Origin of the sequence: Ruegeria sp. TM1040 (genome assembly GCF_000014065.1) — a bacterium.
GTDB lineage: Bacteria > Pseudomonadota > Alphaproteobacteria > Rhodobacterales > Rhodobacteraceae > Epibacterium.
Window position 1 is genome coordinate 2,234,032 of sequence record NC_008044.1, and the last position, 20,068, is coordinate 2,254,099.

The window sequence follows — 20,068 nt, forward strand, 5'->3', positions numbered from 1 at the left end:
CGGAGGACTCCTTTAGCTGTCTCGGGACAGGATGGGACGGGTGCCGACAATCGACAGCCCATAGGCATCCAGCCCAACATATTTGGTTTGCGGCGAGTCGGTGAGCAGGATCAGTTCCTCAACGCCGAGTTTATTCAGAATTTGCGCCCCGAGACCGGTCTGTTTGATGGTGCGCACCCCTTCCTCGTCGGAGGCATAGAGCGCGTTGCGCGGCTGGCGGAACAGGCAGACGATCCCGCGCCCCTCGTCGGCGATCAATTCCATCGCGCGCGGCAGTTCCCCAGCGGGTTTGGGACCAAGCCCCAGCAAGTCGGACGCCTCATGCAGCGCATGAGTGCGAGTCAGCACCGGCTCTGGCGTGGTGATGTCGCCCTTGATCAGGACAACATGCTCCACATCATGGGTCTGATCGGTGAAGATCCGCATCTCCCAGTCGCCCCCATATTCCGAGGTAACGGTAGAGCGGGCGGTCTCATCCACGAGGTTGTCGTTCTTGGCGCGGTAGGCGATGAGATCCGAGATGGTGCCGATTTTCATATCGTGGGTTTTTGCAAATTCCACCAGATCCGGCAGTCGCGCCATGGTGCCATCGTCTTTCATGATCTCGCAGATCACGGCCGATGGGTGACAGCCCGCGATGCGCGAAATATCGACAGAGGCCTCGGTGTGCCCGGCCCGGACCAGAACCCCGCCGCGTTTTGCGCGCAGCGGGAAAACATGGCCCGGCGTTGCAATCGCCGCCATGGTATTTTGCTCATTGATCGCCGTGGCCACGGTCAGCGCACGATCCGCGGCGGAAATCCCGGTATCGACCCCTTCGCGCGCCTCGATCGACACGGTAAAGGCCGTCTCGTGACGCGAGGAATTGTTCACCGCCATCATCGGCAAGCCCAAACGATCAATGCGCTCGGCCGTCATTGGGAGGCAGATGAGTCCACGCCCATAGGTGGCCATAAAGTTGATCGCATCCGCGTCGGCAAACTCCGCCGGGATGATCAGATCACCCTCGTTTTCGCGGTCCTCATGATCGACAAGAATATACATCTTGCCCGCGCGCGCGGCGTCGATGATCTCTTCAATCGGACTGATGGCGTCGCGCAACTCAGACTCGACTGGACCGGGCGTCTCATAGCTCATATGCAACAGGCCTTTCGCTCGTGGGGCCGCACGGTCAAGAAGCCCTTGCCCGCGCCGCTGTCGTCCCTGCCGGGATAGACCACGCGCTGTGCAAATACCAGCCCCGCAAACGGCATATGCCCTCTCGCGAGCGGCACGCACGAAGGGGCTTTGCCCCTCTTGGCCTTCGGCCAATTCATCCCAGGATACTTTATGTTAGAAGAAACAGGGCATCCCGTACCGTCTTCTAACTCCAAATATCCCGGAGCGCGAGGCAGAGCCTCGCATCCCCAATGACCCGAGGACGCGATCGATCAGGGCCTCCGGGCAGAGGCGCCAAAATACTCTGCAGCGCTCAGATAGGCTGCGGCCCGACCAGCGGCGGCCCATTCGTTTTCCAACGGGGCATCACCGATAACCAGCACCGACGCCCCTGACAGTCCGCGCTGACGCATCACGCCTTGGAGCTTTGCGCGCATCTCTGTCCAGCCCTCGGTAAAGACGGGGGCGGTGTCGGCGGCATCAATCTCGGGGTTGACCCGAGCCACCTCTGACGGGCGCAGCGGCGGGTAGGTCAGGGCCAAGCGCTCCGCCCGTTTAAGATGCGCCAAGCGCGCGCGCTCCACTTCCGGCAAGCGGGGGTCTTTCAACAGACGCAGCGCATTGGAGGAAAACAATAGCCCCAACACATCCTGCCCCGAAGTCTGGCGCACCTTTGCGTAGGTCTTGTAATCCATGCCCAACTCCGCCGCTCGCTTCAGCCGCATCTGCAGCACCAGCTTTGGGAGTGTGTTGGGCATCAGTTTCTTTTGCGCCGAGCGCCAGGCATGGGTGCGCCAGAGCGCGCCGGGCTCCAGACTGGGGCCGCCGTTGTGGCCAAGCCCCGGCACCGATCCAAGCGTCGGACGCCCCCCCATCAGAGGCTCTCTTGCAGCCGCGCGACATAGCGGGCCAGCGTGTCGATTTCGAGGTTGATGAGATCCCCCACCGCCACATCACCCCATGTGGTGACCTCCTTGGTGTGCGGGATGAAATTGATCCCAAAGTCACAGCCCTCCACCTCGTTTACCGTCAACGAGGTGCCATTGAGGGCAACCGAGCCTTTGGGGGCAATGAAACGCGCAAGCTCCTTGGGGGCGCGCAGGGTGACCCGGGTGCTGTCGCCTTCATCGCGCATGGCCACCACCTCGGCCACGCCATCCACATGGCCCGACACGATATGGCCGCCAAGCTCGTCACCGACTTTGAGTGCGCGTTCGAGATTGACGCGCTTGCCAACGAACCAGCCCTTGTGGGTGCCGCGGGCATCGATGTTGGTTTTCGACGTGGTTTCCGCCGAAATCTGCACATCGTACCAATCTGGCCCCAGAGCCACCACGGTCAGGCATACGCCGTCCGAGGCAATCGAGGCCCCCATGTCGATGCTGCTGGTGTCATATGCGGTCTGGATACGCGCGCGCAGATCGCCAGCTTGTTCCAGCTCGGTGATGGTTCCCACATCGGTAATGATCCCGGTGAACATGGGTGAACTCCTTGATAGTGCCGTGCCCGCGCGGTGCGGGTGCTTCTCGACCAGAGCTAGCCCCTGCCCGCCTCGGGCTCAAGGGGCGTGCTGCGGCGCATAAGGTAATTGGTCACACTTTTGCTCTAGTTTTAGTCTAACCATCTTTACCACGATATGACTTTCGGCAGATAAAACGAACATTCCGACACGCGACCGAGCGGGCCTCAGGAAGAGAGAAAAACCCTCCGCCCCCGCCGGTGAGAGCACTGGATCGAGCACCAATGCCAATGAGATCGAAAAATGGATCAGCTGACGCCCGCAGCTTCCTGTTTCTGCAGGGGCCTCATGGGCCGTTTTTTGCAGCTCTGGGGCGTATGTTGCGCGCAGCGGGCTGCAGCGTGCACCGGGTTGGGTTCAACACGGGCGACCGCGTGTTCTGGCCGGACCGGCAAAGCTATATCGCCTATCGCGATACACCAGAGGCCTGGCCGGAAAGGTTTGGCGCGCTCCTGGATCAGCGCGCGATCACCGATATCGTGCTCTATGGCGACACCCGCCCGATCCATGCGGATGCAATCGCGATCGCAAAGGCACGCGGTATCACAGTCCATACGTTCGAAGAAGGCTATCTGCGCCCCTACTGGGTCACCTATGAGCGCGACGGCACCAATGGCAACTCGCGCCTGATGCAGATGCCGGTCCCTGAGATGGAGCAAGCGCTGGCAAACAGCGACCTCGAAATGCCAATGCCTCCGGCGCATTGGGGCGACACACGCCAACATGTGATTTACGGCGCGCTTTATCATTGGTTCGTCATGTTTCTGAACCGGGGCTATCGCAACTTCCGCCCCCATCGCGCCCTGCCGGTCACAAAGGAGTTCCAGCTCTATCTCAACCGGCTGCTGATGATGCCCTTGCATGCCTTGCACCGCCGTCTGGCCACGATGCGCATTCAGCGCGGCGGATTTCCCTATCATCTGGCGCTCTTGCAGCTGGAACATGACAGCGCGTTTCAAGCCCATTCGCCTTTTTCGACCATCACCGAATTCCTCGAGGTGGTTGTTGCCGGCTTTGCCGAGGGCGCGCCGCGCCACCACCACCTTGTCTTCAAGGCGCACCCGCTTGAGGATGGACGCGCCCCGATCCGACGGGCGTTGAAACGTCTGGCCGCGGAACATGGCGTCGAGGGGCGCGTGCACTATGTGCGCGGCGGCAAGCTCGCCGCGCTTTTGAATGAGGCGCGCACCGCCGTCACCGTGAACTCCACGGCAGGCCAACAGGTCTTGTGGCGGGGCTTGCCGCTCAAGGTCTTTGGCCGCGCGGTTTATGACAAACCGGAATTCTCCTCGACCCAAAGCCTGCCGGAGTTCTTTGCCGCTCCCGCCCGCCCCGATGGGCGCGCCTACAAGCAATATCGCCGCTATCTTTTGGAAACCTCTCAGTTTCCTGGCGGGTTTTATTCGCGCTCCGGGCGGCGCCAGCTGTTGCGGCAAGTGGTGGATATGATGCTTGCTGCCGACGATCCCTATGACGCGCTCCTGCGCGGCACAGCAGCGCCACGGCAACACTTGCGTGTCGTGAGCTGACCCCAGATGCAAGCGCGACTGGATTTTTGCGTGACAGTCCGCTAATTTGGGCGCAAAACTTGAGGCAAAATAAACATAGGTCGAGGAGACCGAGCAGTGAAACCCATGACTTTACGGTGGGCGCGCCCCGTGGCCTTGTTGGCTGCGGTTGCCCTCGCAGCATCATGCGGGCTGCCCAAGGTGGGCCCGAACAAACGTGAGATCTTTGCAGGGTCGGTACAAAAACAGGGCGATGCCTTTGTGGTCTCGGTCAACGACCGCGTTGCCCGGGCAACAGCCGTGGTACCCGCACTTGGGTTTTCCGACGCCTTCACCAAAGCATCGGTTCTTACCTCCGACATCATTCGCCCCGGCGATATCCTTGGCCTGACGATCTGGGAAAACGTCGACGACGGGCTGCTTGCCAGCGCCGGCGCCAATGCCACCCTTCTCGAAGAAGTGCAGGTTGATGGTGCGGGCTTCATCTTTGTGCCCTACGCAGGCCGCGTGCGCGCCTCGGGCAATACGCCAGAGCAGTTGCGCGAAGCCATCACCAAGAAGCTCGAAGACCAGACGCCCGACCCGCAGGTTCAGGTGCGCCGCCTTGCCGGCGATGGCGCCACAGTCAGCCTCACCGGAGCGGTGGGCGCGCAGGGGGTCTATCCAATCGAACGTCCGACGCGCACTCTGGCCACCATGCTGGCGCAAGCTGGCGGCGTGGCGATCGAACCCGAGATTGCGCAGGTCTCTGTGACCCGCCAAGGGCAGACTGGCACGATCTGGTTCGAGGACCTCTACGACCACCCCCAGATGGACATCGCGCTGCGCAATGGCGACAAGATCCTTGTGGAAGGCGATACGCGCTCCTTTACCGCGCTGGGAGCGACCGCGGCGCAGGCCCGTGTACCTTTCGAGAGCCAGAACCTCTCGGCGCTTGAAGCTCTTGCACAGGTCGGCGGCCTGATCGCCACGGCATCCGATCCCACCGGTGTCTTTGTCTTCCGCAATGAACCTGAAGCGATCTCAAATCAGGTGCTTGGGCGTGACGATCTGATCGGCGCGCAGCGCATGATCTACGTGCTGAACCTCACTCAGCCCAACGGTCTCTTCATTGCCCGCGACTTCGTGATCCGCGATGGCGACACCATCTATGTGACCGAAGCACCCTATGCCCAATGGACCAAGACGCTGTCTCTTCTGACCAGCCCGCTGTCCACGGCTGCAAGTGTCGAGACCCTGTTCGGCGGCAGTTAAGCAGCAATGATGCAAGGGCCTTTGCCGCATCTGGACGAGACCAGAACCGGGAGCAAACGCTCCCGGTTGTTTGTGTATAACGGAGGGTTTCTGACCCAGTCCCGTGTCCGGCGCATTCTTGATCTAGCGGGCTATGACATTCGTCTGGGCCTGCCCAAAGAGGGCGATCTGGTCGGGATCTGGGGCAACAGCCCCACCGCCCATCGCGGCCGCAAGATTGCCCAAGAGCATAACGCGCCCTTGGTGCGCATTGAGGATGCGTTCCTGCGCTCGGTGCATCCGGGCCGCGATGGCGAGCCCCCGATGGGATTGCTGATTGACCGCGCTGGCGTGCATTTTGACCCGGCCCTTCCAAGCGACCTCATCACGCTCCTGAAAGAACACCCACTCGATGACAGCGCCTTGATGAAGCGCGCGCGCGACGCCATGGCAAGGCTTCAGGACGCGCATCTGAGCAAATACAACGCCTTCCATCCCGATGTTCCCCCACCAGAACCCGGCTACGTGCTGGTGGTGGATCAATTGCGCGACGATGCGTCCGTCAAGGCCTCGATCCCCTTCCCCGGCGCGGACCGGGGACGCTTTCAGGAAATGCTGGCCTTTGCGCGCGAAGAAAACCCCGGCGCGCGCGTATTGATCAAGACCCATCCGGAAACCACCAAGGGCCACCGTGCCGGCTATTTCGACGCGCGTGACACCAATGATCAGGTGGAACTCTTTGATGCGCCAGTCTCGCCACATCTGCTGCTCGAGGGCGCTGTGGGCGTCTATACCGTGTCGTCGCAACTCGGGTTCGAGGCCATCCTTTCCGGGCACAGGCCGCGTATCTTTGGCCAGCCTTTCTATGCCGGATGGGGCCTGACGCAGGATGAGTTCCCCCCCGCGGGGCGTCATCGTCGCCTGACCCGCGCACAGCTTTTTGCGGCGGCCATGATCCTCTTTCCCACCTGGTATGATCCCCATCACGACCGGCTTTGCGAGCTGGAGGACGTGATCGACTCTCTGGAGGCGCAGGTCCGGGCCTGGCGCGAAGACCGCGCTGGCTGGGCTGCCTCAGAGATGCGTCTGTGGAAGCGCGCGCCCTTGCAGCAGTTCTTCGGGCGCCACAAGCGCATGAGTTTCACCGAAAAAACCGCAACTGCCAAAAAGAGCGGCAAGAACTGGATGGTCTGGGCCAGCAAGGCGACCAAGGATCACGCCGGGGCGCATCATCTGGAAGATGGATTCTTGCGCTCGCGGGGGCTCGGGGCTGAACTGGTGCCGCCCTTGTCATTGGTGCTGGATCGTCAGGGCATTTATTATGACCCGACCCGTCACAGTGATCTGGATGACCTGATCCGCGAACGCGTCACGCTGAGCCCGCAGCAGGAACGCCGGATCGAGGCGCTGGTGATGCGGCTCATCAAACATGAGGTGACAAAATACAATCTCGATGGCGCACTGCCCGATTTGCCCAAAGGGCATCGGGTTCTGGTGCCCGGCCAGGTCGAGGATGATGCCTCCCTGCGGCTCGGAGCGGGTAAGATCAACACCAATATGAAGCTGTTGCAGGCCGTGCGGGCTGCGCGCCCGAATGCGGTCGTGATTTACAAACCGCACCCGGATGTGGAGGCAGGCCTGCGCAAGGGCCGCATCAGCCACGCCGAGGCCTGGGCGGATGTGGTGGCAGAGCATGCCAACCCGGCGGCGCTGATCGACAGTGTCGATGAGGTCTGGACCATGACGTCGCTCCTGGGGTTTGAGGCTTTGTTGCGGCGGGTGCCGGTCACCTGTGTGGGGCTGCCGTTTTATGCTGGATGGGGGCTGACGCGGGATCGGCTTCAGGCGCCCCATTGGCGCGATGCGCGCCCTGGTATCCTTGGGCTCGCCCATGCGGCGCTCATCGACTATCCGCGCTATTTTGATCCGGTCTCAAAGCTGCCCTGCGCGCCCGAGGTTGCTGTCGATCGGCTGATTGCCGGAGAGCTGCCTGCGCGCAGCCCCCTGAACAGCAGCCTCTCGAAATTGCAGGGGCTCTTTGCCTCATTTGCTCCGCTCTGGCGCTGAGGGGGAAGCGAGGCGCTGCCTCGCGCTCCGGGATATTTGAGTTAGAAGAAAGCCTGCGCTATCCGCTCAGTTCTGAGGGCGACGCCAGCGGTGCAGGATGTCGGCGCCAATCGGGCGTGTCTCATGAAGGTCGAACCTTGGGGCCTCTGAAAGGTGGCCAATGCCAAGCGCCCCGATGGAGGGCAGCCCTTCGGCACCGATCGTCAGACCAGCACTGAAGCCCACCAACTCATCCACGAGGTCATGCGCCAGCAGGCTGGCCGCCAGCGCGCCTCCTCCTTCGCAGAACACGCGTGTGAGTCCTACGCTGCCCAGTTGCTGCAGCACATCATGCGGGTCAAGCTGGGTGCCAAGAGCGTTGCACGGCAACAGATGCGCTCCCAGCCCGTCCCAGGCCCGCAGACGTTCGGTATCCGCGCCTGTGCCATGGCAAAGATAGAGCGGGACCTCCGCTGCGCTGCGCGCAAGCTTGCTGATGAGCGGCAGGTCAAGATGGCGCGAGACCACCACCCGCGCCGGCTGCTGGTCAATCCCCAGATCGCGCACGGTGAGCGAAGGGTCATCCGCGCGTGCCGTCCCTGCCCCGACCATGACAGCATCGTGACGCGCACGCATCGCATGCACCACACGGCGCGCCTCCGGCCCGGTGATCCACTGGCTTTGACCGGAGCCGGTGGCAATACGACCATCAAAACTCGCGGCGAGTTTCAGCGTCACAAAAGGGCGGCCCTGTTCCGTTTTTAGAAAGAACCCTTCGTGATCAAAGCCAGCTTCCTCGGCGCGCACTCCGGTGGTAACGGAAATCCCCGCCGCGCGCAGCATCTCAAAGCCCTGACCGCTGACACGCGGGTCGCTGTCTTCGATGGCGGCGACGACACGGGCAACACCGGCCTCGATCAGCGCTTGCGCGCAGGGGGGGGTTTTGCCGTGATGGGCACAGGGTTCGAGGCTCACATAGGCAGTGGCGCCGCGCGCTGCGGCTCCCGCCTGCGCCAGCGCCATGGGTTCGGCGTGGGGACGGCCTCCGGGCTGGGTCCAGCCCCGGCCCACCACGCGACCCTTTTGGACAATTACACAGCCGACCGCCGGGTTTGGCCAAGTCCGACCCTGCCCTCGCCGCCCGAGCGACAGGGCGAGCCCCATAAAACGGTGGTCGTCGCTTTTGCTCAATGGATCAGACCTTTTGCCAGACTCTGCGCAGGCAGCGAGGCCGGGATCTCAGCTCTCGGGCGGCGCAGGGGGGCGCAGCTCGTGCACAAAATCCTCAAAGTCGTCGGCCGCCTGAAAATTCTTGTAGACGCTTGCGAAGCGAACATAGGCGACGGTGTCGATGCGGGCCAGAGCCTCCATCACGATTTCGCCGATCTTTTTGGAAGGAATATCCGTCTCGCCCATGCTCTCCAGACGGCGCACGATGCCCGAGATCATTTGATCGATCCGTTCCGGGTCCACCGGGCGTTTCTGCATCGAGATGCGAATGGAGCGTTCTAGCTTGTCGCGGTCGAAATCCTCGCGCTTGCCGTTGGTCTTGATCACCACGAGGTCGCGCAGCTGCACCCGTTCATACGTGGTAAAACGGCCACCGCAGGCAGGGCAAAACCGGCGTCGGCGGATCGAAACGTGATCCTCTGCCGGACGCGAGTCCTTTACTTGCGTATCGACATTTCCGCAAAATGGGCAACGCATCCTCTGGCCCCTCCCCTCGCGATAAATTGTTCTTGTGCGCAGGTTTGCGCATTTATCCACAACTATAGGGGACCAGCTAGGATTTGGGTAGAGGGGAAATGCGACCCCAAGACCTTGGTGGCGCCGGTGGGGGTTCGCCCAGTTGTCAGGCCAGATGAGCAACGATTTGGCGCTGATGTGGAGCGTCACGGTGCTCAAAAAGATAAATCCCCTGCCATGTGCCCAAGACCATCTCGGCGCTCGAAACGGGGATCGAGAGACTCACCGGCATCATCGCCGCCTTGATATGCGCAGGCATGTCGTCGGGGCCTTCATAGGTATGGCGCAGGTAGGACATCTGCGGATCGGTCGTCGGGGGCACCAAGCGCGCAAAATAGGCCTTGAGATCCCCCTGCACCTCCGGGTCTGCGTTCTCTTGGATGAGGAGCGAGCAAGAGGTATGGCGCACATAGAGAGTGAGCAGCGCCTGAACAGCACCGCTTGAGCGGACAAAGCTGCGGATCTCATCGGTGATCTCGTAGAGACCCTGGCCGTGGGTAGAGAGCGTAAAGGTGCGCTGTTGGATGTTGCTCATGCGATCAGAAGAAGAACACCGGCTCAATGTCTCGACAGAGGCTTTCGCCGGTGGAAACGCTGAAATTGTCGCCGGGCTTGAAACCGAACGTCTTGATGAAGGGGCTCTTGTCCGTGACGCTTGGCACCGGAGACAAGGAGAATGTCACAGCATCAATGCGCCCGCTGACCGTGCTGGGTGCGCGTCCTTTGGCAACATATATGTCCTGTGACCAGCCCGCGCCGAGAGCCCTGCGGGCATATTCTGAGGCGGCGCACCAATATGCAGCGCCTTCGGCACCGATCTCTGGCACCACTTCGAAACGGCCATCCTCAAGCGCGTAGATCCGCGCTAGCGCGCGGGACGAGAAGTAATCAGCCTGCGGCCCGGTGCTTTGAATATCCGCGCATCCCGCCAAAGCGGCTGTGGCTGCCAGCGCAGGCAGCATAAGTCGGCGGGTCATGGAGTGAGAGCTCTGGCGCATGGAGGGCCTCCCTTTGGCCGTTTGGCCAAAATGTAGTTCAGCCCTCAGCCGGGAACAAGGGATCCCCTAGAAATCAGAATTCATTCGTAAATTGCGATCCGACGTCGGATTGCCTGCCTTGTTCGCATAATTATGCCCGCCCGGCACGTCCACCGCTTGGGAATTTGATGATTTCGGCGGTATGGCCGTTCCCCAGCGTCTTTTCCAACATGTCCAGAGCTTGTGGATTTGGCGTCTCCCCACCATCGGCCCGGTAGCGCACCCGTGCTTTTTGGCGCAGCATATCGCGCGTTTCCTGCGGGCTCATCCGGATGAGTTCTTGCTCATGTTCGCGCAGGGCCGAGACCAGAAAGGAATTCACCTCTGTCATCGTATCCAAAGCATTGAGCTTTTCATCCAATTCGCTCAGCGCGTTTTTCATTTCGTTCGTTCCACTCATCGTCACCCCCCGGTGTATGGATTGAATGTATCATAGGAACTCGAAGCGAAAATAAGTTATCGAAAACTTAAATCAATATTCCGACGGTCATAATAGTTAACAAAACCGGGGGAATTGGTTAACAAAATGCGCGCTCCGGCGCGGCGTGTCCGCATAGCCAGAAGTTCGCTTTGCGCCGCGCTCGTGAGTCTACCGTGAAAGGCCAGAGGTGTCGGTCAATTCCGGGCCTGCGCGGCCAGTTCTTGCGCGTCCCACAGGGGCAACGGATAGCCCGCATCGATTGTGCCAGGATCGCAATCCAGCTCTGCCAAGGTTTCCTCACCCTTTTCGACCATGACCCCCGCGGTCAGAGCGGGCTCGCCCTCCGAGAAGCGATCAATACTGTAAAAGACCCGATAAGAGACATCTCCGTTGCGAAACTGGAAGTCCTCCCAGATGCTACGCCCCACGCCGGGCCATGGGGTCATCTCCACCTCCTGCACGGGACGAGCGAGCGCGAGATCCGGACGTTGTCCCGTCTTTCCATAGGCATAGGTTGCGAAGTTGCCCAATCGGCAGGTCTCAAGATAGGCGCTGCCGGATTTCAAGCTGCAAGATACCAGAGGGGTCGCGCCTTGCGGACATGATAACGCCGGGGCTGCAATAAACACCGCAAATATCGGGGCGATTTTGAATATGGATGTCATGTCATTTTGACCTTTCGACAAAACCTTGGACAATACCTTTCGCACGTTCAGATCACATGCTGCGCCCATATAACAGAGGGGGTGCAGGATCCCGCACGCTGTATGATTGGGCCAAACATGCCTCCCTTTGCAGGTGCCGTCAGAATGAATTCTTCGCAAAACACCTCGGCACCTTGCGAGACTCCCAGAGTGGACGCAAAAGGCAGCGGCTCAACCAGCCCATTTTTTTCAGAGGGTCGTACAAAAAACGCCCCCTTCCGGGGGCGTCTTTACGTTAACACTTTTTACTGATCGAGGAAGCTGCGCAGCTTGCGAGAGCGGCTCGGATGCTTGAGCTTCCTGAGCGCCTTGGCCTCGATCTGACGGATCCGTTCGCGGGTCACGCTGAACTGCTGGCCCACCTCTTCGAGCGTGTGATCGGTGTTCATGCCGATACCAAACCGCATCCGCAGCACGCGCTCCTCGCGCGGGGTGAGCGAGGCCAGAACCCGCGTGGTGGTTTCCTTGAGGTTTTCCTGAATGGCGCTGTCCAGGGGCAGCACGGCATTCTTGTCCTCGATGAAATCGCCCAGCTGGCTGTCTTCCTCGTCCCCGATCGGAGTCTCGAGCGAAATGGGCTCCTTGGCGATCTTCATCACCTTGCGGACCTTCTCGAGCGGCATCTGCAGCTTTTCTGCCAGCTCTTCCGGCGTCGGCTCGCGGCCGATTTCGTGGAGCATCTGACGGCCGGTGCGGACCAGCTTGTTGATGGTCTCGATCATATGCACCGGGATACGGATGGTGCGCGCTTGATCGGCGATCGAGCGGGTGATCGCCTGACGGATCCACCAGGTTGCATAGGTCGAGAACTTATAGCCGCGACGGTATTCGAACTTGTCGACCGCCTTCATCAGGCCGATGTTGCCTTCCTGAATGAGGTCGAGGAACTGCAGGCCCCGGTTGGTGTATTTCTTGGCGATTGAGATCACGAGGCGCAGGTTGGCCTCGACCATTTCCTTCTTGGCCTGACGGGCCTCTTTTTCACCTTTTTGCACCTGCTGCACGATGCGGCGGAATTCCGAGATGTCCAGACCGACGTACTGACCGACCTGTGCCATGTCGGCGCGCAGCTCTTCGACCTTCTCGGTCGAGCGCTCGATGAACATCTGCCAGCCCCGACCGGGCTTTTCGCTCATCTCGGAAAGCCAGTTGGGGTCGAGTTCGCGACCACGGTAAGCTTCGACGAATTCCTTGCGGTTGATACGGGCCTGGTCAGCGAGTTTGACCATGGCGCTATCGATCTGCATGACGCGGCGGTTGATACCATAAAGCTGGTCGATCAGCGCCTCGATGCGGTTGTTGTGCAGGTGAAGACCGTTCACCAGTTCCACGATTTCAGAGCGCAGCTGCTGGTACTTGGCTTCGTCATCAGCCGAAAAGGACCCATCCTCATTGAGCGTCGCAGAGATCCGCAGATCCTGCATTTCCGACAGCATCGCAAAGTCACTGGAAATCCGCTCGAGCGTTTCCAGAACCCGATCCTTGAGCGCCGCTTCCATGGCCGCAAGGGACATGTTGGCCTGATCATCGTCGTCGTCGTCATCGTCGTCGTTGTTGAGGATCGGGTTGCCATCGGCATCAAGCTCGGGCCCGGAGTCTTTTTCTGGCTTTGCAGCGCCAGACACTGCAGAGGGATCGACAACCGGCTCGGCGACGTCACCGTCCTCGTCCATCTGATTGCCAAAGGTCGCCTCAAGATCAATCACATCGCGCAGAAGAATATCCTCGGAGAGGAGTTCGTCATGCCAGATGGTGATCGCCTGAAATGTCAGCGGGCTTTCGCAGAGCCCGAGGATCATGGTGTTGCGCCCGGCCTCGATGCGCTTTGCAATCGCGATCTCGCCCTCGCGCGACAACAGCTCGACGCTGCCCATTTCGCGCAGGTACATGCGGACCGGATCGTCGGTCCGGTCGAGCTTCTCAGTCGCAGCGCCAGCCACTGCGACTTCACGGTTGGATTCCGTGGTCACCAGTTCGGTGGTGCCTTTGTTCTCTTCTTCCTCGGCCTCTTCATCTTCGATGATGTTGATGCCCATTTCCGACAGCATAGACATCACGTCTTCGATCTGTTCGGAGGAGACCTGATCCGGCGGCAAAACCTGATTGAGCTGATCGTAGGTGATGTAGCCCTTCTCGCGGGCTTCGGCGATCATCTTCTTGACTTGCGCCTGGCTCATATCGAGCGAAATTTCGGCGTCCTGATCGTCAGGCTTGCGGTCGTCAGTATCTTTGGCGGCCATTCATTGCTCCTCTAAGGGGCTGCGGGCGATTCGAGTGGAGCGAATCTTTAGAGTGCTCTCGTGATTCGTCACCCCGTTTACCCAATTTTTCTATAGGCTTCTTTAGCAAAACGTCACATCGCGGCGTCGCGGACACAGTTGAGCCCGCGAATCGTGCTCATTGCGTCATTTGCTGTTGAAACCGATTCGCTTGAGCAGGTCTCCGAAGGCATCGCGCTCATCCCGGTTGAGCCGCGCCCCGTTCTCCCCCACGTCGTAAGTTGCCTTATCCTCATTTTCGCTGCGCACAGCCCGGTTGCGGGCCTCTGCCGCCTGACGCAAACGCCAGGTCAGGGCCTCATCCGCCAGACCATCCAGATCTTCCTCGGCTTCCGCCAGCTCAGCATTCAACCCCGCGATGCTCTCGAGTTTTGCGAATTCCTCGGCCAGGGTCAGGCTGGCCATATCCAGGTCGCCAGGTTTGCGCACGCAGGGGCTAATAGCCACATGGCGCAGCGACAGCAGGTTTTCAAGAGCGTCCGGCCCAAGAGCATAGGCAATTTCGTCGCGCAACCGCTCCGGGGCCTCGATCCCATAGCGCAGAACCAGATCGCGCAGGTGGGCATGTTCCATGTCCTGACACTGCATGCGCTCAAGATTGATTTCGAATTCCGGGATCACCGTGGGCGTGGTGATTGCTGTGGCGAGGATCACCGCCTCGCGCACGCGGGCAAAGTCCTGTTCCTCGGAGGAGGCCACCATCGAGGCCCGTGTGGTGCTGCGGGGCGGGGGCGGCGCACCCCAAGGCATGCGGGCGCCGTCGCGAAATCCACCCTGCATGCGGGAGCCCGGTTTGAAACCGCCGTACCGCTGGCCATAGCCGGTGCCCCCCTGCCCGCCACCGCCACGCTGACCGCGAAAGAGCTGAAAGCGAAGCTCCTTGATATCATTGGCGTAATGCAGGCGAATAGAAGGGTCACGGATCAATTTGATCTTTTCACGCAGGGACTTGTCCAGGGCCGCTTTGCGCTCGGGGCTGTCAAACACCCGCCCTTCGGTCTCGCGGCGCCAGAGCAGCTGTACCATCGGAATCGCCTGATCCAGCACCGCCTGCACCGCCTCTGGTCCCTCGGCGCGAATAAGATCATCTGGGTCCTTGCCCTCGGGCATGATGGCAAAGCGCAAGGACTTCCCGGCCTCGAGCAGAGGCAGCGCCATATCGATCAGCCGCATCGCCGCGCGCAGACCAGCCGTATCCCCATCCAGCGCAATCACCGGCTCGTCCGACATGCGCCATAAAAGATGCAGCTGGTTGTCGGTGACGGCTGTACCCAAGGGCGCCACCGCCGACTGGAACCCCGCCTCGGACAGCGCGATCACATCCATGTAGCCTTCGGCCACGATCAAGGTGCTGCCCCGTCCCGAGGCCGCGCGCGCGGGCCCGTGGTTATAGAGATTGCGCCCCTTATCAAACAGCTCGGTTTCCGGCGAGTTCAGGTATTTGGCGTTGTCATTGGGATCCATCGCCCGGCCGCCAAAGGCGATCGCCCGGCCCCGCGCATTCCGGATCGGGAACATGATCCGGTTGCGAAACACATCATAGGGCTTCTTGCCCTTGTTCGAGGGTTTGGCCAGCCCGGCACCGAGGATCAGATCATCCGCGATGTCCTTGCCTTTGAGCGCATCCCAAAGGTTCTGCCAGCCATCGGGGGCAAAGCCGATCTCCCAGCGGTCCAGCGCTGCCGCATCAAGCCCCCGACGCGCGAGGTAGGCGCGCGCCTCACTCGCGGCTTGAGTCTTGAGTTGCAGGCGGAAGTATTTCACCGCCTGTTCCATCACCTCAGCAAGCTGCGTGCGACGGTCCTGTTTCTCAGCCGCTTTGGGGTCGCGCTTGGGCATCTCCAGCCCGGCCTCGCCCGCAAGGATCTCTACCGCCTCCATAAAGGAGACATTCTCTGTCTCCTGCACGAATTTCAGCGCATCCCCTTTGGCGTGACAGCCAAAGCAGTAGTAAAATCCTTTGCGATCATCCACATGAAAAGAAGCGGTTTTTTCATGATGAAAGGGGCACGGAGACCACATGTCGCCCTTGCCCGGCTGGCTTTTGCGCTGATCCCACATGACCTTGCGCCCGACAACGTCAGACAGGCTGATGCGGGTGCGCAATTCATCAAGGAAACCGGGGGGCAGCGACATTCACAAAAGGTCCAGTGCTCAGAGGAAAATGCAGCCCGGCAGGCCGGGCTGCACAGATGCGGGCGTTAGCCTCCGGAGAGGTTCTTCTTCATTTCCTGGATCTGATCCCAGTTCTCGACACACTGGGTTTCAAACACTTCACCCAAGTCGATGTTTTTCAGATCGCGGCGCTTCATCTGGTAGACATGCTGGGTGAGTTGCGGAATCGCATTGGAGAAATTCTCCGGCCACTCTGGATTGCTGGCGCGAATGGTCTCTTCGACCTTGGCTTCGGGCACCCGGTCCAGACGCGCGGCCTGCACGGCGGCCATCACTTGCCCCTGATATTTGCAGCTGTCTTCCTTGCCGTAGTCATCGGCACTAGCAGGAGAGGCGAAAAGGGGCGCGGCCACAAACGCGGCAGCGAAGATGTTGCGGATCATGGATCAGCTCCGGAATCAGTTTCGTGATCCCTTTCAATCTAGCCCCGTGCCGCCACGGCTTCCATCGCTCTTTTCAGATCATGGATCAGCGTCTCAGAAAACGACCGGAACACCATGATTTGAAACGCTTTTGGCCCAATGCGCGTGATCGATCCCATCATGTGCTTGATCTCGGTGCGCGCAGTGTGGCCGCGTTTGAACACCGTGGCGCGCAGATCAATGGGGATGAGACGGGCCAGCACATTCTCGGCCTGATCCCCCTCTAGGCGCACCACCGCCCAGCCATCGCTGAGATCGGTCAGAGCCGCATGCGCTGCAAGGCTCGGATCAGCCGCGGGCCCGATCAGCAAAGCCTGCGCCCGGCCAAACCAGATGGCACGCCCTCCGACTTTGCCGGTCGCGCGATTTGGCGCAGGAAACGCCATGCCATGCGCCGCGTTCAGAGCCTTGCTCAATGCGTCCTTGCGCCCCTTGTAGGGCGCAATCAACGTCATGGCTGCGGGCATGTCCTCGGTAAGGGTCACATCACCTATGGTCAGCGGCAACAGCCCCTCACAGGGGGATTTTGCGGCAAGTTGCATCTTGATCTCAGCCACGAACGCGCCCTCCCTCAGGGTCAAAGAACACAGGGTTCACCACTTCACACAGGGTGTCGATGCCCCGGGTGTGATCCACCAGACGGATAGTGTCGCCCATCCTGTCCGGCCCGCCCGACAGCATCGCCAGCCCGATCATATGCCCCAGCGTCGGTGAGAACCCCACCGATGTCACATAGCCAAGGTCATTGACCCGCTCGACAGTGGCGTCGGGATCAAAGAGATGCGCCCCTGCGCTCATCTCTTGTGCCGCGCCCACGGGCTTGAGGCCCACAAGCCGCATCCGGTCGTCATGCATCAACCCATCCCGTTCGGACAAGGCCTTGCCCCAGCAGGATTTGTTTTTCGACACAAGCCCCTGCATACCAAGGTCAAAGGCCGTCACCGTGCCATTGATCTCCGCGTGGGTGATAAAGCCCTTTTCGATCCGGAGCACATTCAACGCTTCCATCCCGTAGGGTCCACCGCCCAGCGCCTCAGCCCGCTCCAGCAGCCGCTCATAAAGTGCCTCGCCGTAGCGCGCGGGCACAGCGATCTCATAGGCGTGCTCGCCCGAAAACGATATCCGGAACAGCCGCCCGGCCACGCCCAGCACGGTGATCACCCCGCAGGCCATGAAGGGGAAGGTCTCACCGTTGACGTCCTCATCCACCAGCGCGTCGATCAGATCGCGCGCCTTGGGGCCAGCCACCGAGAACTGCGCCCATTGATCGGTCACAGACGTGAAGCGCACATCAAGGTCCGGGCGCACCACCTGCGTGAGATATTCCAGATGCGCCATCACCTGCCCCGCCGCCGCGGTGGTGGTGGTCATCACATAGTGGTTTTCCCCCAGCCGCGCGGTGGTGCCATCATCCATGACAAAGCCGTCCTCGCGCAGCATCAGACCATAGCGCACGCGCCCCAGCTTCAGCGTGGAGAACAGATTGGTATACACCAGATCCAGCAGCTCTGCCGCGTCTGGTCCCTGAATGTCGATCTTGCCAAGGGTCGAGACATCGCAGACCCCCACGGCATTGCGCACCATGGTGACCTCGCGGTCGCAGGATTGCCGCCAGGTGCTCTCGCCGTCCTTGGCAAAATAGCTGGCGCGATACCACAGTCCGACCTCGATATTGGCGGCGCCACGCGCCAGCGATGCCTTGTGCGAGGTCAAGAACCGCTGCGGCAAAAATCCCTGATCTTCGGCCCCTGCCCCCATTGCGGCGATAGAGGTAGGCACGAACGGCGGGCGGAACGTCGTCACACCGGTCTCTGGTATGCTGCGCCCGGTGGCATCGGCCAGCACCGCCAAGGCCGCCACGTTGGAGTTCTTGCCCTGATCGGTGGCCATGCCCTGTGTGGTGTAACGCTTCATATGCTCGACCGAGCGGAAGTTCTCCCGCGCTGCCTGCGCCACATCCTTCACGGTGACGTCGTTCTGGAAATCCAGCCACGCCCGCCCTTTGCCCGGCACTGCCCACAGAGGGCTGATCTGGTAAGGCGCATCACTGGCCTCGGGGACAGCCACCGCAGCAGCAGACCTCCCGATCTTGCCCAATGCCGTCGCGGCCGCCTCGGCCCCGTCTCGAAGGGCACCATGGGTAGAAAACACCCCATTGGCAGCCCCTGCGACCACCATACCCGGCACAGCATCCGGTTTGGGCAGGAACGCCGTCAGCTCCCGGTTCCACTCCGGGCGCGCGCCCATGTGGCAGGTCAGATGCACCGAGGGGTTCCAGCCGCCAGATACGGCCAGACAATCGGTTTGCAGCTTTTCCTCGCCATTGACGCTGCGGATGGTGACACTCTCCAGCCGCTGCCGCCCGGCGCTGTCGCAGATCACCGCGCCCTTGATGACGGGGAATTCGCCACTGTCGGGCGCGTCATGGCGGCTGTCGACAACGGCGGTGACATGCACGCCCTCCGCCACCAGATCCCGCGCGGTGCGATGGGCATCATCATTGTTGGCAAACACGGTGATCCGCTCGCCCGGCGCAACTCCCCAGCGATTGAGATAGGCCCGCACCGCCCCCGCCATCATGATGCCGGGGCGGTCGTTGTTGCGAAAGGCAATGGGGCGTTCAATAGCCCCCGCCGCCAGCACCGCGGCTTTGGCGGCGATGCGCCAGAAACACTCGCGCGGGCGATGCGCGGTCTTCAGGGACTGGCTCGGCGGAAGGTGGTGCGAAACCCGCTCGAGCGCCGAATAGGTCCCTTGATCGTAGACGCCGGTGACCGCGGTGCGCGGCATCAGACGCACGTTCTCCATGGCCTCCAGCTCCGCCAGCACCTCTGCCACCCAGACATGCGCGGGCTTGCCGTCGATCTCCTCGATCTCCGCCAGAAGACGCCCGCCCATCCGGCTGTCATCCTCGGCGAGGATCACATCCGCCCCCGCACGCCCTGCCGTCAGTGCAGCCATCAGCCCGGCTGGGCCAGACCCGATCACCAGCAGGTCGCAAAAGGCAAAGGCCTTCTCGTAAGGGTCCTTGTTGGCCGCCCCGGACAAGGCCCCAAGCCCCGCCGCCCGGCGAATGATCGGCTCGTAGAACTTCTCCCACAGGGGCGCTGGCCACATGAAGGTCTTGTAATAAAACCCCGCCCCAAGGAAGGGCGCTGCCAGATCATTCACCGCCATGACATCGCGCTCGACCGAAGGCCAGCAGTTCTGGCTCTGCGCTGCCAGCCCCTCAAAAATTTCCTGCTGGGTGGCGCGGATATTTGGATCTCGCGCTGCCCCGCGTCCCACGCTCACCAGCGCGTTGGGCTCCTCGGAGCCTGCTGTCAGGATACCCCGCGGGCGGTGGTATTTGAACGACCGCCCCACCAAGTGCACATCATTGGCCAAAAGCGCCGAGGCCAGCGTGTCCCCCTCCAGCCCCATGTAGGCCTTGCCATTAAAGGAAAAATTCACAGTCCGGTTGCCGGACAGAAGCCCCTTGCCAGATACTCTCATGACGCCTCCCCCGGCACTGCGAGTTCCGCGTCCTCAGCCAACATCACATCTAGCATCTCGTGAGTTGCAGTATTGCGCCGTACCTTCAGCCATGCCCCGCAACCCATCGAATGCTGCCAAAGCTCCTCATGTGGTCCAGCCGGATTGTCGCGCAGATGCACATGCGCGTCCCACGCGGCCTCTCCGGCGTCGAGCGCAGGCACTGCCAAGGCAGCCCCCCTATATGTAAACTCGCGGTGGTCGCGCGCGCCGCACAGCGGACAGGTGATCCTCATGAAAACCGCCCCTTCATCTTCTTAAAAATATCCCCGCCGGAGGCTCCCCA

At 61.2% G+C, this 20,068-nt stretch carries 18 protein-coding genes; 3 read left to right on the forward strand and 15 right to left on the reverse strand.

Features of this window, described 5'->3' with window-relative positions; all coding sequences use genetic code 11:
* Positions 1-12: 12 nt before the first annotated feature.
* The 3 genes from ribB to TM1040_RS15070 form a co-directional block, all read right to left on the reverse strand.
* Positions 13-1,137, reverse strand: a complete 1,125-nt coding sequence (gene ribB / locus TM1040_RS15060; RefSeq protein ID WP_011539453.1) for a 3,4-dihydroxy-2-butanone-4-phosphate synthase — start codon at positions 1,135-1,137, stop codon at positions 13-15.
* Between the two features lie 293 nt (positions 1,138-1,430).
* Entirely contained in the window at positions 1,431-2,033 is a 603-nt protein-coding gene (locus TM1040_RS15065; RefSeq protein WP_011539454.1) for a hypothetical protein, read from the reverse strand.
* Positions 2,033-2,638: a riboflavin synthase gene (locus tag TM1040_RS15070; RefSeq protein WP_011539455.1), complete on the reverse strand. Its 606-nt coding sequence runs from the start codon at positions 2,636-2,638 to the stop codon at positions 2,033-2,035. The genes TM1040_RS15065 and TM1040_RS15070 overlap by 1 nt, the downstream gene beginning before the upstream one ends.
* A 263-nt stretch (positions 2,639-2,901) precedes the next feature.
* Here TM1040_RS15070 and TM1040_RS15075 point away from each other — a divergent pair, with 263 nt between their 5' ends.
* The 3 genes from TM1040_RS15075 to TM1040_RS15085 all read left to right on the forward strand — a co-directional run bounded on the left by TM1040_RS15075 (position 2,902) and on the right by TM1040_RS15085 (position 7,485).
* A complete protein-coding gene (locus TM1040_RS15075) occupies positions 2,902-4,206 on the forward strand; it encodes a capsule biosynthesis protein (protein ID WP_011539456.1) in 1,305 nt (434 codons plus the stop codon).
* Positions 4,207-4,311: 105 nt separating this feature from the next.
* A complete protein-coding gene (locus TM1040_RS15080; RefSeq protein ID WP_011539457.1) occupies positions 4,312-5,439 on the forward strand; it encodes a polysaccharide biosynthesis/export family protein in 1,128 nt (375 codons plus the stop codon).
* Between the two features lie 6 nt (positions 5,440-5,445).
* On the forward strand, positions 5,446-7,485 hold the full coding sequence (locus TM1040_RS15085) for a capsular polysaccharide biosynthesis protein (protein ID WP_011539458.1): 2,040 nt from the start codon (positions 5,446-5,448) through the stop codon (positions 7,483-7,485).
* A 66-nt stretch (positions 7,486-7,551) separates the two neighbouring features.
* Here TM1040_RS15085 and ribD read toward each other — a convergent pair whose 3' ends face one another.
* From ribD to TM1040_RS15145, 12 genes are all read right to left on the reverse strand, one after another.
* Positions 7,552-8,655, reverse strand: a complete 1,104-nt coding sequence (gene ribD / locus TM1040_RS15090) for a bifunctional diaminohydroxyphosphoribosylaminopyrimidine deaminase/5-amino-6-(5-phosphoribosylamino)uracil reductase RibD (RefSeq protein WP_084789029.1) — start codon at positions 8,653-8,655, stop codon at positions 7,552-7,554.
* Between the two features lie 48 nt (positions 8,656-8,703).
* Positions 8,704-9,171 carry a transcriptional regulator NrdR gene (gene nrdR / locus TM1040_RS15095; protein WP_011539460.1) on the reverse strand — a complete coding sequence of 156 codons (468 nt, stop codon included), beginning with the start codon at positions 9,169-9,171 and terminating at the stop codon, positions 8,704-8,706.
* 145 nt (positions 9,172-9,316) lie between these two features.
* Positions 9,317-9,745 carry a secondary thiamine-phosphate synthase enzyme YjbQ gene (locus TM1040_RS15100; protein ID WP_011539461.1) on the reverse strand — a complete coding sequence of 143 codons (429 nt, stop codon included), beginning with the start codon at positions 9,743-9,745 and terminating at the stop codon, positions 9,317-9,319.
* A gap of 4 nt (positions 9,746-9,749) precedes the next feature.
* Positions 9,750-10,208: a hypothetical protein gene (locus TM1040_RS15105; protein ID WP_011539462.1), complete on the reverse strand. Its 459-nt coding sequence runs from the start codon at positions 10,206-10,208 to the stop codon at positions 9,750-9,752.
* Between the two features lie 130 nt (positions 10,209-10,338).
* Positions 10,339-10,647: a hypothetical protein gene (locus tag TM1040_RS15110; protein WP_011539463.1), complete on the reverse strand. Its 309-nt coding sequence runs from the start codon at positions 10,645-10,647 to the stop codon at positions 10,339-10,341.
* 215 nt (positions 10,648-10,862) lie between these two features.
* Complete coding sequence (locus TM1040_RS15115; protein WP_011539464.1) at positions 10,863-11,333, reverse strand: hypothetical protein; 471 nt, start codon at positions 11,331-11,333, stop codon at positions 10,863-10,865.
* A gap of 284 nt (positions 11,334-11,617) precedes the next feature.
* On the reverse strand, positions 11,618-13,612 hold the full coding sequence (gene rpoD, locus TM1040_RS15120; RefSeq protein WP_011539465.1) for an RNA polymerase sigma factor RpoD: 1,995 nt from the start codon (positions 13,610-13,612) through the stop codon (positions 11,618-11,620).
* A gap of 165 nt (positions 13,613-13,777) precedes the next feature.
* A complete protein-coding gene (gene dnaG, locus TM1040_RS15125; RefSeq protein ID WP_011539466.1) occupies positions 13,778-15,787 on the reverse strand; it encodes a DNA primase in 2,010 nt (669 codons plus the stop codon).
* A 65-nt stretch (positions 15,788-15,852) separates the two neighbouring features.
* Entirely contained in the window at positions 15,853-16,209 is a 357-nt protein-coding gene (locus tag TM1040_RS15130) for a hypothetical protein (protein WP_011539467.1), read from the reverse strand.
* A gap of 38 nt (positions 16,210-16,247) precedes the next feature.
* Entirely contained in the window at positions 16,248-16,805 is a 558-nt protein-coding gene (locus TM1040_RS15135) for a sarcosine oxidase subunit gamma (RefSeq protein WP_011539468.1), read from the reverse strand.
* Positions 16,798-19,743, reverse strand: a complete 2,946-nt coding sequence (locus TM1040_RS15140) for a sarcosine oxidase subunit alpha family protein (protein WP_011539469.1) — start codon at positions 19,741-19,743, stop codon at positions 16,798-16,800. The genes TM1040_RS15135 and TM1040_RS15140 overlap by 8 nt, the downstream gene beginning before the upstream one ends.
* The gene (locus tag TM1040_RS15145) at positions 19,740-20,018 is read right to left on the reverse strand and encodes a sarcosine oxidase subunit delta (RefSeq protein ID WP_011539470.1); all 279 of its coding nucleotides are present in this window, start codon (positions 20,016-20,018) and stop codon (positions 19,740-19,742) included. Before TM1040_RS15145 ends, TM1040_RS15140 begins: the two co-directional genes overlap by 4 nt.
* Positions 20,019-20,068: the final 50 nt, after the last annotated feature.

What these genes read in the sequence shown, in the direction of transcription:
- ribB (WP_011539453.1), bottom strand. Translation starts at nt 1,137, where the DNA reads ATGAGCTATGAGACGCCCGGTCCAGTCGAGTCTGAGTTGCGCGACGCC.
- TM1040_RS15065 (WP_011539454.1), bottom strand. Translation starts at nt 2,033, where the DNA reads ATGGGGGGGCGTCCGACGCTTGGATCGGTGCCGGGGCTTGGCCACAAC.
- TM1040_RS15070 (WP_011539455.1), bottom strand. Translation starts at nt 2,638, where the DNA reads ATGTTCACCGGGATCATTACCGATGTGGGAACCATCACCGAGCTGGAA.
- TM1040_RS15075 (WP_011539456.1), top strand. Translation starts at nt 2,902, where the DNA reads ATGCCAATGAGATCGAAAAATGGATCAGCTGACGCCCGCAGCTTCCTG.
- TM1040_RS15080 (WP_011539457.1), top strand. Translation starts at nt 4,312, where the DNA reads ATGACTTTACGGTGGGCGCGCCCCGTGGCCTTGTTGGCTGCGGTTGCC.
- TM1040_RS15085 (WP_011539458.1), top strand. Translation starts at nt 5,446, where the DNA reads ATGATGCAAGGGCCTTTGCCGCATCTGGACGAGACCAGAACCGGGAGC.
- nrdR (WP_011539460.1), bottom strand. Translation starts at nt 9,171, where the DNA reads ATGCGTTGCCCATTTTGCGGAAATGTCGATACGCAAGTAAAGGACTCG.
- TM1040_RS15100 (WP_011539461.1), bottom strand. Translation starts at nt 9,745, where the DNA reads ATGAGCAACATCCAACAGCGCACCTTTACGCTCTCTACCCACGGCCAG.
- TM1040_RS15105 (WP_011539462.1), bottom strand. Translation starts at nt 10,208, where the DNA reads ATGCGCCAGAGCTCTCACTCCATGACCCGCCGACTTATGCTGCCTGCG.
- TM1040_RS15110 (WP_011539463.1), bottom strand. Translation starts at nt 10,647, where the DNA reads ATGAGTGGAACGAACGAAATGAAAAACGCGCTGAGCGAATTGGATGAA.
- TM1040_RS15115 (WP_011539464.1), bottom strand. Translation starts at nt 11,333, where the DNA reads ATGACATCCATATTCAAAATCGCCCCGATATTTGCGGTGTTTATTGCA.
- rpoD (WP_011539465.1), bottom strand. Translation starts at nt 13,612, where the DNA reads ATGGCCGCCAAAGATACTGACGACCGCAAGCCTGACGATCAGGACGCC.
- dnaG (WP_011539466.1), bottom strand. Translation starts at nt 15,787, where the DNA reads ATGTCGCTGCCCCCCGGTTTCCTTGATGAATTGCGCACCCGCATCAGC.
- TM1040_RS15130 (WP_011539467.1), bottom strand. Translation starts at nt 16,209, where the DNA reads ATGATCCGCAACATCTTCGCTGCCGCGTTTGTGGCCGCGCCCCTTTTC.
- TM1040_RS15140 (WP_011539469.1), bottom strand. Translation starts at nt 19,743, where the DNA reads ATGAGAGTATCTGGCAAGGGGCTTCTGTCCGGCAACCGGACTGTGAAT.
- TM1040_RS15145 (WP_011539470.1), bottom strand. Translation starts at nt 20,018, where the DNA reads ATGAGGATCACCTGTCCGCTGTGCGGCGCGCGCGACCACCGCGAGTTT.